15 protein-coding genes are annotated in these 19,070 nt (G+C 50.3%); 8 read left to right on the plus strand and 7 right to left on the minus strand.

The features are described 5' to 3' along the window. Positions 1 to 211 precede the first annotated feature (211 nt). Both ACO0LG_RS27850 and ACO0LG_RS27855 read left to right on the plus strand, forming a co-directional pair. On the plus strand, positions 212 to 850 hold the full coding sequence (locus tag ACO0LG_RS27850; RefSeq protein WP_423031608.1) for a response regulator: 639 nt from the start codon (positions 212 to 214) through the stop codon (positions 848 to 850). A gap of 260 nt (positions 851 to 1,110) precedes the next feature. Beyond that, entirely contained in the window at positions 1,111 to 3,078 is a 1,968-nt protein-coding gene (locus ACO0LG_RS27855) for a DUF4214 domain-containing protein (protein WP_423031610.1), read from the plus strand. Positions 3,079 to 3,147: 69 nt separating this feature from the next. Here ACO0LG_RS27855 and ACO0LG_RS27860 read toward each other — a convergent pair whose 3' ends face one another. Both ACO0LG_RS27860 and ACO0LG_RS27865 read right to left on the minus strand, forming a co-directional pair. Further along, positions 3,148 to 4,104 carry a TerC family protein gene (locus ACO0LG_RS27860; RefSeq protein ID WP_423031612.1) on the minus strand — a complete coding sequence of 319 codons (957 nt, stop codon included), beginning with the start codon at positions 4,102 to 4,104 and terminating at the stop codon, positions 3,148 to 3,150. Between the two features lie 3 nt (positions 4,105 to 4,107). Continuing rightward, positions 4,108 to 4,791: a Bax inhibitor-1/YccA family protein gene (locus tag ACO0LG_RS27865; RefSeq protein ID WP_423031614.1), complete on the minus strand. Its 684-nt coding sequence runs from the start codon at positions 4,789 to 4,791 to the stop codon at positions 4,108 to 4,110. A gap of 163 nt (positions 4,792 to 4,954) precedes the next feature. Between ACO0LG_RS27865 and nhaR the strand changes: the two genes are divergently transcribed. Next, positions 4,955 to 5,866, plus strand: coding sequence for a transcriptional activator NhaR (gene nhaR, locus ACO0LG_RS27870; protein WP_423031616.1), 912 nt, complete (start codon positions 4,955 to 4,957; stop codon positions 5,864 to 5,866). 86 nt (positions 5,867 to 5,952) lie between these two features. Here the strand turns inward: nhaR and ACO0LG_RS27875 are convergent, their stop codons facing one another. From ACO0LG_RS27875 to def, 4 genes are all read right to left on the minus strand, one after another. After that, positions 5,953 to 6,525: a FlgO family outer membrane protein gene (locus tag ACO0LG_RS27875; RefSeq protein WP_423031618.1), complete on the minus strand. Its 573-nt coding sequence runs from the start codon at positions 6,523 to 6,525 to the stop codon at positions 5,953 to 5,955. Continuing rightward, positions 6,525 to 7,202 carry a hypothetical protein gene (locus ACO0LG_RS27880; RefSeq protein WP_423031620.1) on the minus strand — a complete coding sequence of 226 codons (678 nt, stop codon included), beginning with the start codon at positions 7,200 to 7,202 and terminating at the stop codon, positions 6,525 to 6,527. The genes ACO0LG_RS27875 and ACO0LG_RS27880 overlap by 1 nt, the downstream gene beginning before the upstream one ends. A 207-nt stretch (positions 7,203 to 7,409) precedes the next feature. Then, the gene (gene fmt, locus ACO0LG_RS27885; protein WP_423031622.1) at positions 7,410 to 8,366 is read right to left on the minus strand and encodes a methionyl-tRNA formyltransferase; all 957 of its coding nucleotides are present in this window, start codon (positions 8,364 to 8,366) and stop codon (positions 7,410 to 7,412) included. Further along, positions 8,366 to 8,890 carry a peptide deformylase gene (def, locus tag ACO0LG_RS27890; RefSeq protein ID WP_423031624.1) on the minus strand — a complete coding sequence of 175 codons (525 nt, stop codon included), beginning with the start codon at positions 8,888 to 8,890 and terminating at the stop codon, positions 8,366 to 8,368. The genes fmt and def overlap by 1 nt, the downstream gene beginning before the upstream one ends. 161 nt (positions 8,891 to 9,051) lie before the next feature. Here def and ACO0LG_RS27895 point away from each other — a divergent pair, with 161 nt between their 5' ends. From ACO0LG_RS27895 to ACO0LG_RS27915, 5 genes are all read left to right on the plus strand, one after another. Then, positions 9,052 to 10,149 (plus strand): LysM peptidoglycan-binding domain-containing protein, encoded by a 1,098-nt coding sequence (locus ACO0LG_RS27895; RefSeq protein WP_423031626.1) that lies wholly within the window; start codon positions 9,052 to 9,054, stop codon positions 10,147 to 10,149. Between the two features lie 12 nt (positions 10,150 to 10,161). Continuing rightward, complete coding sequence (gene dprA, locus ACO0LG_RS27900) at positions 10,162 to 11,271, plus strand: DNA-processing protein DprA (protein ID WP_423031628.1); 1,110 nt, start codon at positions 10,162 to 10,164, stop codon at positions 11,269 to 11,271. 76 nt (positions 11,272 to 11,347) lie between these two features. Then, positions 11,348 to 11,812 (plus strand): DUF494 family protein, encoded by a 465-nt coding sequence (locus ACO0LG_RS27905; RefSeq protein ID WP_423031630.1) that lies wholly within the window; start codon positions 11,348 to 11,350, stop codon positions 11,810 to 11,812. A gap of 167 nt (positions 11,813 to 11,979) precedes the next feature. Then, a complete protein-coding gene (locus ACO0LG_RS27910; protein WP_423031632.1) occupies positions 11,980 to 14,619 on the plus strand; it encodes a DNA topoisomerase III in 2,640 nt (879 codons plus the stop codon). 121 nt (positions 14,620 to 14,740) lie between these two features. Beyond that, positions 14,741 to 17,527 carry a DUF1631 family protein gene (locus tag ACO0LG_RS27915; RefSeq protein ID WP_423031634.1) on the plus strand — a complete coding sequence of 929 codons (2,787 nt, stop codon included), beginning with the start codon at positions 14,741 to 14,743 and terminating at the stop codon, positions 17,525 to 17,527. A gap of 30 nt (positions 17,528 to 17,557) precedes the next feature. Here ACO0LG_RS27915 and ACO0LG_RS27920 read toward each other — a convergent pair whose 3' ends face one another. Next, entirely contained in the window at positions 17,558 to 18,478 is a 921-nt protein-coding gene (locus tag ACO0LG_RS27920; protein WP_423031636.1) for a cation diffusion facilitator family transporter, read from the minus strand. Between the last annotated feature and the right edge of the window lie 592 nt (positions 18,479 to 19,070).

Genomic DNA, 19,070 nt, shown 5'->3' on the forward strand with positions numbered 1-19,070 from the left:
CATGATAAATGACTTGGCAAAAAACAATCCAGATCCTAAAAAGACCAAGGCTGACAGCTAATTGAAGCGTGTCTGCAAGCCACACAGTATCTGAACTAACAGTTTTTACTTGCCGAATTGCAGTGACAGCATCAATATTCTGTCTGCACTATTAATTAAAGGTAATACCTGTGTACGACGCTCACTTTTTGTCTTCCTGCCAATAAATCAGATGAAAATTTCTGCCCTGATTATTGAAGACCACCCGATTTATCGTGATGCCTTGTTGCTATTCATGCGTCATCTGCTGGGGGAAGCACAAGTGGCAGCGGTCACTTCAACAGAAGAGGCCTTGGCTCAAGCGACCACGCATACGGGGTTGCGCCTGATTTTGCTTGATCTGCGTTTGCCAGGGATGAATGGAGTAGAGGCCATTTGTTCACTACGCAAACATTATGCAGAAGCTGCAATCGTCGTGGTTTCTGCTTCTGAAGACAGGCGCGAGGTTGATGCCACCCTGCGCGCCGGTGCCAAGGCCTTTATTTCCAAAGCCGTGTCCACCGACCTGATGATAGAAGTGGTTCGCAAGATACTGGCCAATGAAGCACTGGAGACTCCCTGGATCACTTTGCGCGGCAAGCAGGCCAACAAGGAAGAACCCTTGCTGGCATTAACGCCGAGGCAGCAAGAAACCCTGACCCTGCTTTGCCAGGGCTTGTCGAATAAAGAGATAGGCCTGCGTCTGGAGCTGGCAGAAATTACCGTAAAGATGCATGTGACCTCGATATTCAGAGTGTTGAATGTCGTCAACCGCACCCAGGCCGTGCTAGCCGCCCGCAGCCTTGGCTTATACACACCAGATCAAAACTGAGTACTTACTTACAACTGTTTCAAAAGTTGTTACAATATGTAAGTAACGAAATGTAGGCAGTGCGGATTTGCTCACACCTGTTTGGCAAAACCATTATCTATCCGGGCTGATGTCCCTGGCCCGGCTTTCCTTTGCCTTCATCCTGGCCTATTCACCAAGCGGCAGGGATTTTGCGCGCCTTGCAAAGGCAGAGAACACTCGCCCCGGAAATGACACAAGCATGTGTCCGTATTTTTATCTTCTATCGAAAAGGCTGTCTCATGGGCATCAATGCTAGCACCATACAAAAACTGTATATCGCTTACTTCAGTCGGCCAGCCGATGTCGCCGGTTTGCGTTATTGGGAAGGACAACTTGATGCGAATGCAATTTCTATCTCAGGACTTGCACAATCTTTCAGCGAGCAGATTGAATATAGAAATACCTATGGCGGTAAAACTACGGTGGAGGTTATTACCGCCTTATATCAAAATTTATTCGACCGCGCACCTGATGCAGATGGCTTGCAATACTGGGCGACACAGATTGATACCAAGGTGGTTAATATCGGTACGGCGGCACTCGCTATCCTCAATGGTGCTCCTGCACAATCAAAAGATGGTCTCACCATTGCAAACAAGGTGAACTTCTCCATGCAATTCACTGCCAGCCTGGATACCTTGGCAAAGGCTGTCAGCTATAGTGAGCAGTATGGTTTTACCACGATGCGTGAAATTCTGAAAAAAGTGACTTCAGCTTCAGAGCTCCCCTCGTTGCAGCCTAAAACTTTACTCGACTTCCCCACATCCATGAAGATCGTGAATGCGGACGAGATGTCCAAAGGAACGAGTTTTACGCTGGATTTAAAGAATCTGGCAGTGAATGTTGGCTATTCGCTGGAACTGATGTTGGATGGAAAATCATTTTCCTCTCCAGTCAGGCACGTTGTTACGGCAACGGATATGTCCCTGATGAGCGCCCGTATAGAATTGCCAGGGAATGCATTCTGGGGCTTTGATGGCATCAAAAAATTTGGCGTGAAAGTGAATGATATTTTTGGTAATACTGGTGAAATAGGGGCACAGGTCAGTTTATTGCTCGATACGCTGCCACCAGCGAAGCCCCTCGCCATCGTTGTGAGCGCGGAACAGAATGGGATGCGCCATATAGAAATCAGCATATATGCAGGTCAGATGAATGGTGGATATATCGTCTTGGGCCCTGAAGCAAAACCATACGCTATCGACGATGCAATTTCTGCAACAGACAGCAAGCTGGTTTTTGATGTGAGCGCACAAAATTTCAGCTCTCTGTTTGGCACTTATGGATACTCTGTATCCGAATATGATGCTGCGGGCAATGTGACCAGGTTCCAGTTATCAGATGTTCCCAATACGATCAGTTATGGTGTCAACGCAGTACTGACTCCGGCAAAAAATATCACTTTCATGGCGGTAGGTGGAAATGTCATGGCGAATACCGTTAATGCCACCAATACAGGCTTGATCGTAACTGCAGATATAGTTCCCGGTGAAGCGAGTGGCACTACGGCATCCCTGGCTCTGGCCGGCATGTCTTTCGAAAGCAGGAAAATTGCGGCAACTGATAATAAAGTTGTTTTTGAAATTAATGCTGGCAATCCCTTTGTACTTAAAACATGGCTGGCCGCAGGTGGTATTCCCAAAATCTCTTTATCCAATGACAAGGGAACATATGCCACTTCTCAGGGGGATAACGCATTATTCGCTTTCTATACCGAAGGGGAAAAAATTGAAGGTGCGATCAATCCACCCAGTAATTTAACGATCACGCCTTTAGGCGGACGCATCACCTCAAGTGGGCCGGGTCAGGTTGTTTTTAACGGAACGAATGTCGCCTTCTATGCTGAAGCGACCATCACTGCCGGACAAGCTGTAGATGGACATGCCGAGCTATGGATAGGGAACAAGATCGTCATGACTGATACCTTCATCACCATGAAAGATACCAAGGTCACATTTGATATTACATCTGCTCCTTTGATTGCCTACGACCCCAAGTTTCTACAGACAAATGTGCCGTCTGGTGGCAAGGCAGTCGTGAAGCTTTTTGATCGTGCTGGTCACGTCGTCAGCAGTATTGAAAGTATCATCGTTGTGACAAATTATTCATCGACATCCTTCACAGCGGATCACGAGAATTTGTCTCAAGAAATCTCCATTATTGGAAGTCATACCAAGTTTGATACTTCGTCCCTGGTATTGCCATGAAAAAAAGCACATCACGGTCTTGCTGTGATGTGCCAAGGGGAATCGTAAGTAAGTTAAATGGCTTGGTGTTCAGTCAGTTTTTTTGCGGCTGGTGAGCAGGCTGGCAACAATCGAGCTGCCGAGCAAGAGGCCGATAACAATCAGTGAAACACTGGTCGGTACATGCATCCATTTCACGATGAGCATCTTGATGCCGACAAACATCAGTACAAAAGCCAGGCCAAACTTCAGCAGATGGAAGCGGTCAGCCATGTCTGCCAGCAAGAAATAAAGTGCCCGTAAGCCCATGATCGCAAAGATGTTTGACGTAAATACGATGAACGGGTCAGTCGTTACGGCAAAAATAGCGGGTATCGAATCTACCGCAAACACCACGTCTGATATTTCTATCAATATCAATACCAGGAACAGTGGCGTGAACAAGCGCTTGCCATTTTCCGTGATCGTGAATTTTTCTTTGTGAAATTCATTGGTAAATGGCAGCAGTTTTTTTGCCAGGCGCAAGACAGGGTTGGCTTCCAGGTCTGGTTCCTTGTCTGCTGCTACCAGCATGCGAAAACCAGTAACCAGCAAGAAAATACCGAACAGATACAGCACCCATGAGAATTGCGTAACCACCCAGCTACCCGCCAATATCATGATGATGCGCATGACGATGGCACCCAGTACGCCGTACAGCAGGACTTTGCGCTGATACTGCGGCGGTACGGCAAAGTGGCCAAAGATTAGCAGAAAGACAAACACATTATCTACCGACAGGGATTTTTCTATGACATACCCAGTCAGAAACTCCATTGCCTTGGCGGTAGCCACTTCACGTCCTACCGTGTCAGACAAATAAATCCACAGACCAAAATCGAATATCAGTGCCAGACTAACCCAGACCAATGACCACGCCGCCGCTTCCCTGACGCTGACTTTATGTGCGCGTGAGCCACCCAGGGCTAACACGTCGATTGCCAGCATTAGTAGAACAAAAGCGATAAATACTGCCCACATCCAGGGCTGAGCGACGGAATGGATCATTTCTTATTCTTTCTCTATAAAGCCCAGCAATTGCAGGAGGCTGGTGAACAGGTTGAAGATGGTGACGTACAGGCTGACAGTCGCCATGATGTAATTGGTTTCGCCACCATGAATGATGTTGCTAGTCTCGAACAAAATCATGCCCGACATCAACAAGACCATGACGGCAGAAATCGTCAGCGACAGGGCTGGGATCTGAAAGAAAAACGCACCCAGGCTGGCAACAAAAGCCACCAGCATGCCCACCATTAAAAAGCCTGCCATGAAGCTGAAATCACGTTTGCTGATCAGTACGTAAGCAGACAAGCCCATGAAGATCAAACCTGTCATGGCCATCGCTGTCATGACGATGCCAGTACCGCCAGGCATACCCAGGTAACGTGTCAGCATTGGGCCCAGGGTGTAACCCATGAAACCGGTCAGGGCAAATACAGAGGCAATACCCCAGCTACTGTTTTGCAGTTTAGTCGTGGCAAACAGCAGGCCAAAATAACCGGCCAGTGTCAGCAAAAAACCAGGGCCAGGGATATTGAAGGCAACGGTTGCTCCCGCAGTCACTGCGGAAAACAATAGCGTCATGGACAACAACATATAGGTGTTGCGCAAGACTTTATGGCCAGAGCTGACATTACTGTCTCTATAGGCGATGGTTTGTGCGTCTGTAGCAGAGCGACTCAAGATTTTCATGCTTTTCTCCTGAAATGTTGAAGCCATGCATATGTGCAAAATGGCCGCACCTTCTCAACAGAAGGTAGAGATAGTGTAGGCCTTGCTGATAAACAAGAAAAGTCGAATATAATTGAAGATATATTCGTAAAAACCGATGTATTGCCATAAAGAACGAATTGATATGTCCAAACTTAATTACAAGCATTTGCATTATTTCTGGATGGTTGCCAAGACTGGCAGTATTTCCCGTGCGAGCGAGCAATTACACCTGACACCGCAAACCATCAGCGGGCAGTTGAGCCTGTTTGAGGAAATCCAGGGAGAAGCCATGTTCCGCAAGAGCGGTCGAAATCTGGAATTGACCGAGGCTGGACAACTGGTCTTGAGCTACGCCGATGATATTTTTGCACTGGGACAGGAACTGGAAGAAGTTTTGCATCACAGGCCCACCGCGCGAACAGTGCAGTTAAGGGTGGGGGTCTCAGATGCTTTGCCCAAGACCCTGGCTTACCGCTTGCTCGAACCTGCCCTGAAGCTGGAGCAAACCCTGCGCATCAATTGCCGCGAGGGCAAGCTGGAAGTCTTGCTGGCTGACCTGGCCACCCATAAGCTCGATGTAGTCATGTCGGACAGCCCCATGCCCGCCAGTGCTAATGTGCGCGGTTACAGCCACCAGCTCGGCGAATGCGGAATCAGTTTTTTTGCCACCGGGGCTTTGTTGCAGCAATATCCTCAGATTTTTCCTGCAAACCTGGATGCAGCCCCATTTTTATTACCGGGTGAGGATGCGGCCTTGCGTGCCCGTTTGCTGCAATGGTTTGATCAACAGGGCTTACATCCACGCATCGCCGGTGAGTTTGATGATAGTGCGCTCATGAGTGCCTTTGGCCAGGCTGGAGCGGGGATCTTTGCCGCACCGACTGTGGTTGCGGACATGATCATGCGCCAGTATGACCTGCAATTGCTGGGGCAGACGGATGAAATCAGGGAACAGTTTTATGCCATTTCAGTACAGCGCAAGCTGACCCACCCTGCCGTGCTGGCAATTAGCCGCGCGGCGCGTATCGATCTGTTTGCCATGGGGGAGGAATGAGATAGCCATGCTGGCGACAATACGGGGGAGATAAAAAAAACGACAGCAATGCTGTCGTTTTTTATGCGGTGAAAAAGCTTCCCGGATTAACGGCGACCCAACAGTGTCTTGACGTTTTTATCCATAGGAATAGCGTAATCAACAGAGCTGATCACGGTATTATCACTAGGCCTGACCAGTTTCAGGTTCACAAAGACCAGCTTGTCACCTTCGGCGTATGTACCGACGATCACTGCCTGGGCGCTATGGTTTTGCGCGACATCCTTGATTTCACGGGTCAACAGCAATTCACCGACATTTTGTTTCATGAACACTTTGTCGCGGAATTTCATTTCCACCATTTTGTATTCACGACGGGTGAACTGACCCGAAAGCTGTTCAGCAATGATGCGGCCAAATGTAGAAGACTCTTCGAGGAAGTTGATATTGGCAAGAGTAGCAATAATCAATGGGCGCGAAGGATCAAGCTTCAAACCAGCATTGTTGATCAGCGCATCTGCTGCACGCTGGTTAGCCGGGATGAATTCATTGGATTCAGCATCTTTCCAGGTTGGCACTGGTGACGCTGCTGCTGGCGGCGGTGTATTGCCCAGGCCCAGGTTGGCGCAAGCACTGAGTGCAATAGCTGAAGCGATGACGAGAGCTGCACTTTTCATCATTATTGGCCCCCAACAACACGGAAGTTGAAATCAGTGTCTTTATTGTAAAGTGTCCAATCCCAATCCGCGACATAGTAAGCATCAGTACGACGGGCGATATATTGTGAATTTTTCACTAAAGAAGTCGTTACTATCAGTTCGTGCATAGGCGTACGGCCTTTGGCATATTCCTGATTGACCCAGTTGGTCCAGTCGTAAGCACCCGCCAGAGCCAGGCCACCCAGAACTGCATCGGTCCTGACAGGTATGCCCAGACCATGTACGGCAGCAATGCCAACACCGATCGCAGTAACGCTGGTAAAGCGCTTATTTTGATGGCGGTCAGGAGAAAAACGTACCAGCTGGGTTTCGATGTTGACAACCTGGGCTGTACCGTCGTTGATTTTCCTGACGACAACACCCTGATTGACCAGGGAAGTAATGATCTGGGTGTAGAAAGCCTGGGTGAACTGGCTGTCTCTTTCTGGCGGTGCGACGTAAACCGGTGCGCCTATCTTATCGGTTCCGAGTTTGATCTGCTCTGCTACATCTTTTGCGATGACGAGCCAGTGCGACGCCGCTTGCAATTTATTTTGCGTGGTCGTCGGGAAATTGCCTGCTAATGGCGTTTCACTGTATGGAGTTGCACAACCTGCCAACAGCGCGGCTGCCAGGGCAATGGGAAGAAATTTCTTCATGAGCTCACCTTTTTTTAGGTCTTAGTCAGAGTTTTTGTTATCGAAAACGAAAATGGCAATAATTCAGTGTAAGAGAATACAACAAGTAGCCGCAGGCAACAAAGATTTTGCTTGCATCAAGGAATTAATTGAACTATTCCCGCAGATATCATGCACAGACCACTGTTTATTAAGGAAAGTTGTAGCTTTTTTGCTTCATTTTTTCAGTTAACTGAAAAAATTTCCTTCATTTAAAGCATGGCCTTGCAGGAAATCTGCTACCGAAAGTCGTTTACCGCCGGGTTTTTGCAATTCGGTCAAGCTGAGCGAGCCTTGACCACAGGCAACAATAACACCTTGCTCTGTATTCGCCGATAGTATTTGCCCAGGTTTATGGTTACCAGTTGTTTCAAACAGCTTTGCACCCCAGATTTTAATGGTGGTTTCAGCATATTGAGCATGGGTGCCGGGAAAAGGGTTGAATGCGCGTATCTTTCTCGCAAGTATCTCCGCAGGTAAGCTGAAATCCAGCGCTGCTTCTTCTTTACGGATTTTGGATGCGTAATTGATGCCAGCCCCGGGTTGAACGACAGGGGAGAGCTTGCCGTTGCACAACTGTTGCAATGTAGCAACAATCATTTCGCCACCCATGGCAGCCAGTTTGTCATGCAGGATGCCTGTGGTATCTGTATCTTTAATGGCAATACTTTGCTTCAGCAACATGGGGCCGGTATCCAGGCCTTCTTCCATCTGCATGATGGTAATGCCGGTTTCGGTATCCCCCGCTTCTATCGCCCTGTGGATAGGGGCAGCGCCACGCCAGCGCGGCAATAATGAGCCATGGATGTTCAGACAGCCCAGGCGAGGTATATTTAACACAGAGAGCGGCAGAATCAGGCCATAGGCCGCCACTACCATGACATCGTGTGGCGTGCGCTTAAGCAAATCATGCACTTCTTTGGCAACATCCGGATACTTGCCATCCAGGCGCAACGATTGTGGCTGTGCCACAGGGATGCCGTGTTGCAAGGCAAATTGCTTGACGGCAGAAGCATGCAATTGCATGCCCCGGCCAGCCGGGCGGTCTGGCTGTGTCAGTACCAGCGGTACTTCAACACCGGCCGCATGAATGGCTTGCAGGGCGCTGGCAGCGAATTCCGGCGTACCGGCGAAGATGACGCGCATTAACGTTCAGCCCGTCTGCGTTGCTCTTCGCGTTCTTCTTTGAGCATCTTGGTTTTGATACGGTTACGCTTCATGGGCGACAGGTATTCAACAAATACCTTGCCCTTGAGGTGGTCCATTTCATGTTGTATGCAGACTGCCAGCAAGTCGGTTGCATGCAACTCGAAAGGCTTGCCATCGACGTCCAGAGCACGCACTTTAACTTCGGCCGGGCGTTCTACACCATCATAAATGCCTGGCACAGACAGGCAGCCTTCGTCATACACCTTGCGTTCTTCACTTTCCCAGAGTATCTCAGGATTAATGAAGACCTGGAGCTGGTCATTGGTTTCTGACACGTCGATGACCACCAGTTGCTCGTGTACATCGACCTGGGAAGCGGCCAGTCCAACGCCAGGAGCGTCGTACATGGTTGCTGCCATATCGGCCACCAGAGTTTTCAGGCGTTCATCAAATTGTGTTACCGGTTTTGCCACTTTATGGAGGCGCGCGTCGGGGTAGCGCAGTATATTTAGTATCGTCATAAGACTTTTCACAACAAGCTTTGATGCTTATTGCGCAGTTTTTCTTGCTAGTTCAAGGATTTATGGGCAGAATTTGATTCAATTTGGCAAGTTTTGCAAGATTGCGCCTGCCTGCGCGCCTTCACTTGCGGTATTGCAGTATTTTGCATCGGATATTATTCATGAAAAAGTTTAGCACAATCGCCTCCATCTTCGCTGTCAGTCTTCCCCTGATTTCTACCGGGGCGCTTGCTGCTGGTGGACAGGCAACCACCGCACAGGCACAAGCCGTAGCCAGCAAAACCAAGTGCGAATTCTTGCCAGAAGCGCCGGACAAGCATGTCGTTGTCAAGGGTGACACACTGTGGGGAATCTCTAGTATATTCCTGAAAAACCCCTGGTGCTGGCCTGTGGTCTGGGGCATGAACCAGGAGGATATCAAGAACCCGCACTGGATTTATCCTGACCAGATCGTCTATTTTGACCGTGTCAATGGCCGTTTGCGACTTGGCAATCCTGGCGGTGTACCAACAGTCAAGTGGAATCCAAAATCTCGTGTGCAGGGTCTGGGGGAGAACGCGATACCGGCCATTCCAGCATCCGTGATAGAGCCTTTCCTGTCTCAGCCTTTGATCTTGGAAGATGATGATTTGGCTGTCGCGCCACGCATTATTGCTACCAAGGAAGGCCGGGTTAACCTGGGCCTGTATGAACAGGCTTATGTCCGTGGCGAACTCGATGGCGGTACTTCCTTCCAGGTTTTCCGTCCAGGCAAGCCATTGCACGATCCTGTCACCAAGGCCATTATCGCCTATGAGGCGGAATATCTGGGCACCGTCAAACTGGAGCGTGAAGGCAATGACGAAAGTGATGTGCATACTTTCTCTGTGGTCCGTTCAAAACAGGAAATGGCAGTCGGTGACCGTCTGATGCCGATTCCTCCTTCCCCAATTTTGAACTATGTACCTCACCCTCCAAGAGAAGAGGTCGATGCCCGTATCGTGTCTGTCTATGGTGGCGTGGGTTCTGCCGGACAAAACCAGATTGTCTCTATCAACCGTGGCAAAAATGATGGTCTGAATCTGGGTACGGTATTGACGCTGTATAACTACGGCAGAGTGATACAGGACAAGACAGATGCAAATAAGTCGATCAAATTGCCGGATGAGCCTATCGGTGATCTGTTCATCTTCCGCGTGTTCAGCAATATATCTTACGGTCTGATCATGCAGGTAAAAGATATCGTCAAAGTGGGCGACGCGGCCAAATCACCACGATAATACTGTTTGTTGATGGAGCAATCGCCAGATACACACCACGACTTGATGGCCTGGTTAAGGCTGGAGCAGACGCCAGGCGTAGGCAATGAGTCTGCCCGCCGTTTGCTTGCCCGTTTTGGCTTGCCTGCGCAGATTTTCGCTGCCGGTCATGCTGCCCTCAGTGAAGTCGTCACACCAAGACTGGCCAAGGCTTTACTGGCCAGTCCATCTGATTTTCAGCAGCAACTCGACAAAACCCTTGCCTGGCAAGAGCAGCCAGATAATCGGATATTGACGCTGGCTGATGCAGATTATCCGCGGGCTTTGCTGGAAATCCCCGACCCTCCCTTGATGTTGTATGTCAAAGGCCGCGCCGCCTTGCTGGGAGCAGCGACTATCGCCGTGGTTGGCAGCCGCAATGCGACCGTACAAGGCATACGCAATGCCGAGCAATTTTCCGCTTCTTTAAGCAGCGCTGGTTTGTGCATCAGTTCAGGTCTGGCTGCCGGTATTGATGCCGCTGCCCATCAGGGGGGCCTGACTGGCCCTGGTTCTACCATTGCCGTTATCGGTACCGGGGCTGATATTGTCTATCCGGCACGCAACCGCAATCTGGCACATCTGATTGCCGGAGGGGGTTGTATCGTCAGTGAATACTCACTTGGTACACCGGCACTGGCACCGAATTTCCCCCGTCGCAACCGCATTATCTCGGGCTTGGCAAAGGGGGTATTGGTGGTTGAGGCTGCAGCGCAATCTGGTTCCCTGATCACCGCCCGCATGGCGGCGGAACAAGGGCGGGAAGTATTTGCCATCCCTGGCTCTATTCATTCGCCTTTGTCCAAAGGTTGCCACCAATTAATCCGTCAAGGTGCCAAACTGGTGGAATCTGCGCAGGATATATTAGAAGAATTGCAATTACAGTCCATCACTTTATCTGCCCAGACAAAGTCCCGCGGTGTCACTAAGGAAACTTCTGACGTTGGCCTTTTAAAAGAAATCAGCTTTGATCCCGTACATATGGATATGCTGGCAAGCCGCACAGGTATAGACATTGCAAGTCTGGCGACAGAACTGTTAAGCCTGGAACTGAACGGGCAACTGGAAGCCTTGCCAGGTGGCTATTATCGCCGGCTTGCCTGATAAGTAACTGTAAAATCAACCGATAACAAATTGACAGGGGCTTGTTTGAAATCGCTTCAAAGGCTACAGTAGCAGCATGTTTGATATTCTTGTTTACCTCTACGAAACCTATTACCGTCCGGATGCCTGTCCTGACACGGCGGCGTTGACTAAAAAATTGTCGGCAGTTGGTTTCCCTGAGGATGAAATTTCCGAAGCACTGGATTGGCTGACGGGTCTGGCTGTCAATATGGCACAACCTGCCACGGTCATACCCGTTTCCAAGGGTTTCAGGATATATGCAGAGCAAGAAATTGTTGCCTTGGGTACACCAGCACTGGGGTTTATACAATTTCTTGAATCTGCCGGCCTTCTTAATGCCAATCAACGCGAAATCGTGATTGAAAGGGCATTGGTTGTCAATGAGTCACCACTGCCACTGGATAAGTTGCGCATTATTGTCTTGATGATGCTGTGGAGCCAGGGCGCCGAGCCTGACATGCTGATGTTTGATGAATTATTGTTGTCAGATGACGACAATACAAGCAGGCTTTTGCATTAATCATTTCCTAAATGGAATTTTTATGACAAAAATCGCGCATAGATTGCGGTTTTTCGTCTATCACGTTTAACATTCCCCGCAAATTTAGGGTAGTCTTACGCTTATTTTGCGAAATGTTGCCTATTAGACATTGGCAACCACGCTTTACCCTATTCGAGAATCCCGAAATGACAAAAACGCTCATCATTGCCGAAAAACCCTCAGTCGCTAATGACATAGCGAAAGCGCTGGGGGGCTTCACCAAGCATGATGATTATTTTGAGTCCGACAATTATGTACTGTCTTCTGCAGTAGGTCATTTGCTGGAAATCACGGTTCCTGAAGAATATGATGTCAAACGCGGCAAATGGAGTTTCACCCATCTGCCGATGATACCGCCACATTTCGCCCTGAACCCGATTGCCAAGACCGAGTCACGTCTCAAAGTACTAAACAAGCTGATCAAGCGCAAGGATGTCACCGGCCTGATTAACGCATGTGACGCGGGCCGCGAAGGAGAATTGATTTTCCGCCTGATTGCCCAGCATGCCAAGGCCAAGCAGCCAGTCAGCCGTCTGTGGCTGCAATCCATGACCACGGGTGCGATACGCGATGGTTTCCAGAAATTGCGCAGCGATGCCGAAATGCTTCCCCTGGCTGATGCAGCGCGTTGCCGCTCGGAGGCAGACTGGCTCATTGGTATCAATGGTACCCGCGCCATGACTGCCTTCAATTCCAAGGAAGGCGGCTTTTACCTGACCACGGTAGGCCGCGTGCAGACGCCAACCTTGTCCATCGTGGTTGAGCGCGAAGAAAAGATCAAGAAATTCGTTTCCCGCGATTATTGGGAAGTGAAGGCAGAGTTTGTCTGTGCCGCCGGTATTTATGAAGGCCGCTGGCAAGATCACCAGTTCAAGAAAGATGAGCACGATCCAGAGAAGAGGGCAGAACGCCTGTGGAGCAAGGCCGCTGCAGAATCAGTCGTCGCTGCCTGCCGTAATCGCCAGGGCAATGTGACGGAAGAGTCCAAACCAGCTACGCAAATCGCGCCACCTTTGTTTGACTTGACGAGTTTGCAACGCGAAGCGAATGCGCGCTTTGGTTTTTCTGCCAAGAATACCCTGGGCCTGGCCCAGGCCTTGTATGAAAAACACAAAGTACTGACTTACCCGCGTACTGACTCGCGTCATTTGCCGGAAGATTATCTGCCAACGGTAAAAGAGACCCTGGGCAACATCTCAGAAACCAATAATTATCACCAGTTCGCTTCGCAGATACTGAAAAATAACTGGCTCAAGCCGAACAAGCGCATTTTTGACAATACCAAGATCAGTGATCACTTTGCGATCATTCCAACTGGACTGGCACCGAAGAACTTGTCCGAACCAGAACAAAAACTGTATGACCTGGTGACGCGCCGCTTTCTGGCCGTGTTTTTCCCGTCAGCAGAATTCCAGGTAACCACACGTATCACTGAAGTATCCGGTCATCAGTTCAAGACTGAAGGCAAGGTCATGATCGCCGCAGGCTGGCTGGCAATTTATGGCAAGGACGCGCTGGAAGAAAAGGTAGACGGCGAAAGCAAGGGCACGCTGGTTGCTGTTGCCAAAGGCGAAAAAGTATTGACAGACCAGATCACTGCAAATGCGCTGGTCACCAAACCACCTGCCCGCTACAGCGAGGCGACCTTGTTGTCCGCCATGGAAGGCGCGGGCAAGCTGGTGGATGATGGTGACTTGCGTGAAGCGATGGCAGGCAAGGGCCTGGGCACACCAGCTACCCGTGCTGCTATCATTGAGGGTTTGCTCAACGAAAAATACCTGTTGCGCGAAGGCAGAGAAATGATGCCTACCGCCAAAGCCTTCCAGTTGATGACTTTGTTGCGCGGTCTGGGGGTAGATGAATTAACGTCACCAGAACTGACTGGCGAATGGGAGTATAAACTCTCGCAAATGGAAAAAGGCAAGATCAGCCGTGAAGAATTCATGCGCGAAATTGCCCAGATGACCCAGATCATCGTCAAGCGCGCCAAGGAATACGATAACGACACTATCCCTGGTGACTATGCAACTTTGCACACACCTTGCCCGAACTGTGGCGGCGTGGTCAAAGAGAACTATCGTCGTTTCGCCTGCACCAAGTGCGAATTTTCGATGAGCAAGACACCAGGCAGCCGTCAGTTTGAAGTCGCTGAGGTGGAAGAATTACTGGCCAAGCGTGAAATCGGCCCGCTACAAGGATTCCGCTCCAAAATGGGACGCCCATTTGCAGCCATCCTGAAGATCGTACCAGACACTGAGCACAGTAATCTGAAGCTGGAATTTGATTTTGGCCAAAGTCAGGACGAAGGTGAAGATGGGGAGCCTGTCGATTTTTCTGAACAAACTTCACTTGGACCTTGTCCAAAGTGTGGCAATGGCGTGTATGAGATGGGCCTGGCCTATGTCTGCGAAAAGTCCATGGCCAAACCCAAAGCTTGTGATTTCCGTAGTGGCCGCATCATCCTGCAACAAGAAATTTTGCCTGAACAAATGGGCAAACTTCTCAATGAAGGCAAGACAGACTTATTGCCTGGCTTTATTTCGCAACGTACCCGTCGCCCGTTCAAGGCTTTCCTGGTGCGTGGCAAGGATGGCAAAGTCAGTTTTGAATTTGAAGAGCGCAAGGCCAAAGCCCCTGCCGCTGGCAAATCCAAAGCCAAAGCTGAGCCTGATGCAGAAGCCACGACTGAAGTTGCAGCAACCAAGACGACCAGGGCCAGGGCAACAACTGCAGCTAAAGCAGCGCCAGCCAAAAAAACTGTGGTCAGGAAAAAAAAGGCAGCCTGATCATTTATCCTGCTGAGTCAGGATAAACGCTGGCAGGAAAGCGTCATGTCCGGCACTTTCTTGGCAGAGTCCGTCATTTTCGCGTATTGTTAAAAGGTGATTTTCTAGATATAGGGTGCACATGGCCGCAAACGAGTCTTTATCCAGTGCTCGCGCTGAATTTACTCATGCATTTAATCATGCAGTACCCGGCATTCTGCCCGAAGCGATGGAAGCATTGCTGACCAAGGCGAATTACAACGGTACTTCATCGGCTGACAAAAGTCGCATCGTCAATGCACGGGCCATCCTGCCAGAAAAATGGGATGCCATTTCCCGTGCCATGCCTGTCCATCTGGTGCAATTACTGGACCGCAGTATTACTACGGCCTACAGCACTTTCCGGCCAGCCTCTGCCTTGGGCAAGGCAACTGAGCTGGCTTTACTGGATTCTTCCACCTTCGAGACCACGCTGCGCTTTAATGAAATGACGCAGAATTTCCGCGACAAGGCAGGACAAGCCTTGCTGGATTTGAATATACGTATTGCGGTTTTGTTTGGACAAGATGACATACGCGAGAGGGAAAATCCTTTTCGGCCCTATTTGCTGGCGCGCTGCATTTTCCTGGCGGTAGAAGAACAGAAATTATCCCAAGAAAGCGAAGCCATCCTCATCGAGCAGTTGGGTGAAACCTTTGCTGCTACCATGGCTGTCATCTATGAAGCGGCCAACTCTGCTTTGGAAAGGCAGGGTATCAGCGCTAACCTGGCACTCAAGATCAGCAAGGCACCTGAATCACAACAGACACGCAGCCCGGCTGCTGGTACGCAGGGTGGTTACGGTGGCGCTGGTGGAAATGGTGGTGGGGGCGGTGCAGCTGGCCCCGCTGGTGGCGGACAGGGTGCTTACTCCACCATGCAAGCCGGAGTTTTTCCTGGCGCTCAGCCAGGGCAAGGACAGGCCCAGGTACAGAACCAGGGCGCTTTCCCGGCGGCGCAACAAACATCCATGGCCAGCCCTGGTGTCCGCCTTGAACAATTATTCCAGACCGTGCGCGGCAAACCGCTGTCTCTGCCTGCTGCCACTCCCGTACTTGCACAAAATGCTGGCGGCATGCAGGCTGCAGCTCCCAACCCTTATGCTGGCATGCCATCGCCGGTTGCTTCGCCCGCCAATGCCGGACCAGCCTGGCTGAGTGGCAATAGTGCACTGGGTGGTGTGCTGAGACAGGCTTTTGGCGAAGTCTCTCCCGTCAGCCAGTACAGGGATAAACATAGCGAAAGCGCCATTCCCTTTACTGCCAGAGAAAATCCCCAGAGCAGTTCAGCCCAGGCAAGTGCGCAGGCGCGCGCTGGTCAATTTGCCCATTCAGGCTTGCCATCGGCAGGCCAGGGTAGCAATGATCTTATACAGGTGCCAGCCGCCCTGGTCGCCTCGCATCTGCAGAATATAGAAAGCCAGTTGAAGCAAAGGGTGGAAGCACAAGCTCTGGCGCCAGAAATGAGCATGGGTTTGTCCAAAGTCCTGGGGCAAATGCACAAGGTCATGGTGCCTGACAGTGCTGCCATGAAGGATGAAAAGGGTGAAATCCGTAACCTGATACGCGAACACAAAGACGCCTTGTATAGCCTGGCCAAGGATACTGAAGAACAGATGTGCATAGACCTGGTCGCCATGCTGTTTGAAGTCATGCTCTGTGATGAGCTGGTCCCTTTTAATATACGCATCAGCCTGGGGCGATTGCAGTTCCTGATCCTGCAACTGGCCTTGAAAGAAAAAAACCTGCTCAGTGATGGCAAACATCCTGCCCGTCTTTTATTGAACCGAATTTGCTCGATTGCCTATAGCGCACAGCAAATCGGTGATGTCGATAACCACGTCACAGAAGAAATTGCCCGCATCATCAAGACTCTCATGCGACATGACAGCGATGTACCAGAATTGTTCTCGCGCATACAGAACAGGTTTGAAACCTTTATTTCCCGTGAATTACGCACCAATAATCAGCACATACACCGTACCGTAAAAGCCCTGGGTGAAGCCGAGATCCGTTTCATGCGCTTTGCCTGTATCGCTGTAGCGATCAACAAAGCCATGCCAAAAGTGAATGTGGAAATGTCATTCCGCAGCTTCCTTAGGAAAGAGTGGGTCAGGGCGATAGAAGTGGCTGAAAGAACTGATGCCCTGCTCGCCAGGCGTTATCGCCTGTTAGTACCAGACCTGCTGTGGAGTATTTTCCCCAAACTCGATAACGACGACCGCAACCTGCTGTCGTCCATGCTGCCCAATATGGTGGGCACGCTACGTCATGGCATGGACTTGATGGAGCTGGAAAAATCCAGGCAACAAAAACTATTGAACTGGCTGGCAGAAGCGCACGCCCAGGCCCTGCGTCCGACAGCAGACAGCAAAAAACCGCAAGGACTAAGCCTGCCGGCCATGCACGAACGTTTTGAACAATTTACCAATCAGCCCGACACGATAGAGCATTCCGAAGTTCATCATTACGAATTCGCCAGGGAAATGTATCAGCTCGACGTGTTTGGCGAACTGGGTTTGCATACCAGGATGCTGGACAAGGAAGTCCAGAGGCCTGAACTGCCTGTGGAAGGTGTGATTGTTGGTGATGTGCCTGCTGAGCCAGAACTCAATCCAGCCTATCTTGAACGCATCGTCTGTGGTGCATTGGTCGATATCAAAACCGAGAAGCTCAATGCCAAGGCTTGTTTGCGCTGGGTGGACCCAAACCTGATCTATGTCGTGCTGAGTATCAAAGGGGATGACTTTCCTGCTGTACTCAGCATACGCGTGCTATGTGAGTTACTGGATACGGCCCGACTGCGTTTTGTCGAAGATGAGCCCCTGTTTGAACGCGCCATCCATACATTGCTCAGGTCTGCTGATGAAGTTGATAATGTGCGGGTATAAGGCCCGCACATTTGATACGGATACGCCTGCTTAGTCGTCGGTACTATCGATATCAGGCTCAAAGAAACACCACTTCGCCTGTGGCCAGTTGCTTTGTATGCCATCTTCGACTTCATTGATGGCAGTAATTAGCGCCTGGTCAGAACCCTGAGGACGCATTTTTGCCTGTACGGCGATCATCAACTGTTCACCCCATTGCAAGGTAATCAGATTGATGACGTGATCAACATGCGGGTGGCTTTCTATATGTGCACGTATCGCTTCATTGACTTCTGGTGCGGCAGACTCACCAGTAATCATGGCCTTGACTTCCCTGATGACAAAAAATGCGACCGCCATCAAGAGTATGCCCACGACGATAGAACCTATCGCATCCCAGATCGGGTTGCCGGTTACTACTGACAGCACCACCGCAACAAAAGCCACCGCCAGGCCAGCCAGGGCAGCGATATCTTCACCCGCCACTACCATCAATTCAGACTGACGGGTCTCGCGGAACCAGCGAAAGAAAGACTTGCCACCAGCTATCTTGCGTATCTCCAGCATCGCCCCATACAATGAAAATGCTTCCAGGGCGACAGAAATACCCAGCACTACCAGCGCGACGATAGGGTTCTTTAGTGGCTCAGGATGCTTCAGGCGCTCTACACCCTCCAGGACAGAAAACGCGCCACCCAAAAAGAACAACAGCAAAGCCACCATCATGGCCCAGAAATAAACTACCCGCCCATAGCCCATGGGGTGAGATGTATCCGGTGCCCGCTTGGCTTCCTTCAAGCCCACCAGCAAGAACACCTGGTTAATGCAATCCGCCGTCGAATGAATTGCTTCCGCCAGCATGGCCCCGGAGGATGTAAAGATGGCCGCGCCAAATTTAGCCAGGGCGATACCGCCATTGGCACCCAGCGCATAAAAAATCGCTTTGGTAGAACCTTCTGAATTCGCAGACATGAGAATAATTAAAAGTGAGAAAAACCTAACCTTACTTGATTTCTCTGCAAATAATCAATTAGGCATTCTGAATGTTTGCTTTGGCGGATTTCGTTTTTGGTACATACATATAGAGAGCCGTTTAGCTTAATAAAGGCCCCTCACTGCGAGAGGCAAATCCAGCATCCCGCAAAGCCATGAAATCCCTCCTTTCAAGAGGAGGGTTAGGGTAGGGATGGTTTCCGGCCGATCAGCGAAATGCCATCAATATAGAAGTCCATCGACCCGACGCTCCTGCGCAGGCAGGAGCCCAGCGTCGTCCGGTGATGAACGGTGATGAACGGTGATGAACGGTGATGAACGGTGATGCAAACTACCACCCCAAACACCAGAGCTAGCAGGGTGCCCATAGCACACCCTACAAAAACCAACCCTTACCCCGTCCCCGGCACGGCGTCCCCAAGAATACCCTAAATAATTTACGCGAAGGCCTTGCAAAGCAGGGCAAAGGTTTGCTATAGTTCGCCTCCCGCTGAAGAGCGGGAGAGAAATGAAGCAAAGCCAAAGAAATGCGCGATCAACCAGATTGCAGAATAATTTGGCAGCTGTGAAT

It is taken from the genome of Undibacterium sp. Ji42W, assembly GCF_049340405.1.
Classification (GTDB): domain Bacteria; phylum Pseudomonadota; class Gammaproteobacteria; order Burkholderiales; family Burkholderiaceae_D; genus Undibacterium.